1 protein-coding gene is annotated in these 2,174 nt (G+C 41.9%); it reads right to left on the bottom strand.

Annotated features, from left to right (window positions below):
* Nucleotides 1-10: 10 nt before the first annotated feature.
* Nucleotides 11-580, bottom strand: coding sequence for a hypothetical protein (locus tag BN1127_RS21580; RefSeq protein WP_197069652.1), 570 nt, complete (start codon nucleotides 578-580; stop codon nucleotides 11-13).
* Nucleotides 581-2,174 lie beyond the last annotated feature (1,594 nt).

The following is a 2,174-nucleotide window of genomic DNA, read 5'->3' as shown; positions in this document are numbered from 1 at the left end:
CACTGATGCGTCAGCCCTGCTTAACCTCTTCGTTTACATGATTAACAATAAGCTCTAGTGCTTTATCTCTTGGCTTGAATACTCTTAAACGATTTGATGACATATAATTTTCAATGTCACATCCTAACCTTAGTTCACCTTCATCTATAAAAAATGTACCCAAAATACGACACCTCAAACCGCCAGCCTGAAGCTCTGAGAGAGTCAATACATCTAGTCCATCCAGCTTATCATTAGCAAATACTTCACTTGCCGTTCTCCGTTGATTGTGCTCAATTCTTGTTTTAACAAAATCATCATCAGTTGGTAGTTTTGAATGCCCTATCACCCTTAAAAGAATAACTTCTCGGTCTAACTCAGTACTTGCAGAGACGTTTTCTGGATTTAAGGAGGTAGCCACTAAAAAACTATTGTGAGGTACACCAGCAACTTCCTCTTTGAATTTATCATTGGTAAGGATAAGTGCTTCGCTAAAGTCCATGGAATAAACGTACCCCACAAGGTTAGCTAATGGGTTGGTCCCTAAAAGTTTTAGCAACTTGTCATCTGCACCCAGGATGTTAGTGATAACTCTATTCATAGCAGTACTGTCTCTCAATTAAGTTATGAATTATTAGTATTTTAACAAGTCAACCTATGCCATATCGACTCTTATAGATGGCTGAGGATGATGGGTAATCATGAACGCAACCTTTTGACCACGACCTTCACCACTGTTTAATTAGAAAGATGGAGGGGGGCAATGTGCCTCGCTACATAGCTTCCTACTGTTGTGCTGTAGCTGGCAAACGAGATGGCTACCGCACGGGGCTGTGACAACTCCCTGAGTGCTGCGTTTAACCAGCGCTGACATTGGCTATTCATAGGCTCTCGATGTTTGCAAGGGGCCCGAACGGGGATGGTATCAAACACCGGCCAACCTTGCTGAAAAAAAATGTCATTTAACGTGCAGATTTAGAATTTTTTTGACGATGATCATAGTTATTGGCACTTGCATAGAAGACGCATTGCCATACCACGAACTCACTTCAATTGCTTCGGGGGGGGGTAAATCTCTGCGAAAAATTTGCGTGAGCACCTAGACCTAGTCGATACTGGTCGTTCTCTGGATATGATTCGCGTTAGCACGAAGTGATAATCGCGGAAAAGATAAATTTCCTTTGCGGGAAAAAATCACAAATCGAAAGGATTTTTTATAATTGTAATTTTTAGATGGTCAATGCGTAGGGAACCCGAATTACCAGAGTTCACTGATACAACCTGTAATGCGATTGCCGCCGTTTAATGCCAATGTCGCTACCCATATATACCCCACTCAGTGAGATGCGCTAATAGAGGCGTTTCGTGCGCTATATTTACTTATTAGAGGCGCTTCCGATGGTGAGTATGTTTGAATCGCTCCCATGACGCTTCCCTGAGAGATGGATTTTCGTTTGGCTATCTTAAGGGAGTAGATCGAGACATGGATAGAGGAAATGGATGAAAATATGAGCAGGTTCAATCCATTAGTGACCGACTGCTTTGTTAAACTGGTAGTTTGGTTAGCAGAGGATACGGATATGTCCCTCACCCAGCCCCTTTGCTACAGGGTGAATCACCCCGACTTCTTTAGACACTTCGAAGCCGTTCAGGACTGATCCCGCACCAGCAACTTGGCCGACGGGTCTCTCCTAACGAGCTCAGAGTTGACCGTTAATACACTGAGATGAGTTCTTATTGACCGGCCTGCATTGCTAAACTCTGGATCGTATATTCACATAGAACGCAGTTCTATGTGGAATTTATGAAAGTAAAGACGGCTTTCCGATGAGACGTCTTTTTACAAATGGCGATAAGGAGGATAGCGCACTGAAAAAGAGGTAGCATGAAGTTCAATTTCAGCCAGTAAAATAAAAAAACCGTTTTTTGTTTTCATGAGAAAATTCCTTTTCGATTTGAAAACAAACGGGGGGATCTAGACTTTTTTAAATTAATACTTTCATACCTACTTATTTTCGAGATGTCAACCGATGAGGATAAGAGTAGGTTTATCCTCATCGAGCCGGGGGATTGTTAAGGGGGTGCAATATATCACATGCAATACTTATATATATGTAGTTCATTGCACCATTGCATCCAATTAATTGGCGAATGTGGATGAATCTGCTAAATGTGTGATAGCAATGCCATCTGTT

It is taken from the genome of Aeromonas media (assembly GCF_000819985.1).
Taxonomy (GTDB): domain Bacteria; phylum Pseudomonadota; class Gammaproteobacteria; order Enterobacterales; family Aeromonadaceae; genus Aeromonas; species Aeromonas media.
Note: the sequence above shows the minus strand (reverse complement) of the source record. Positions and strands in the feature narration are given on the sequence as shown.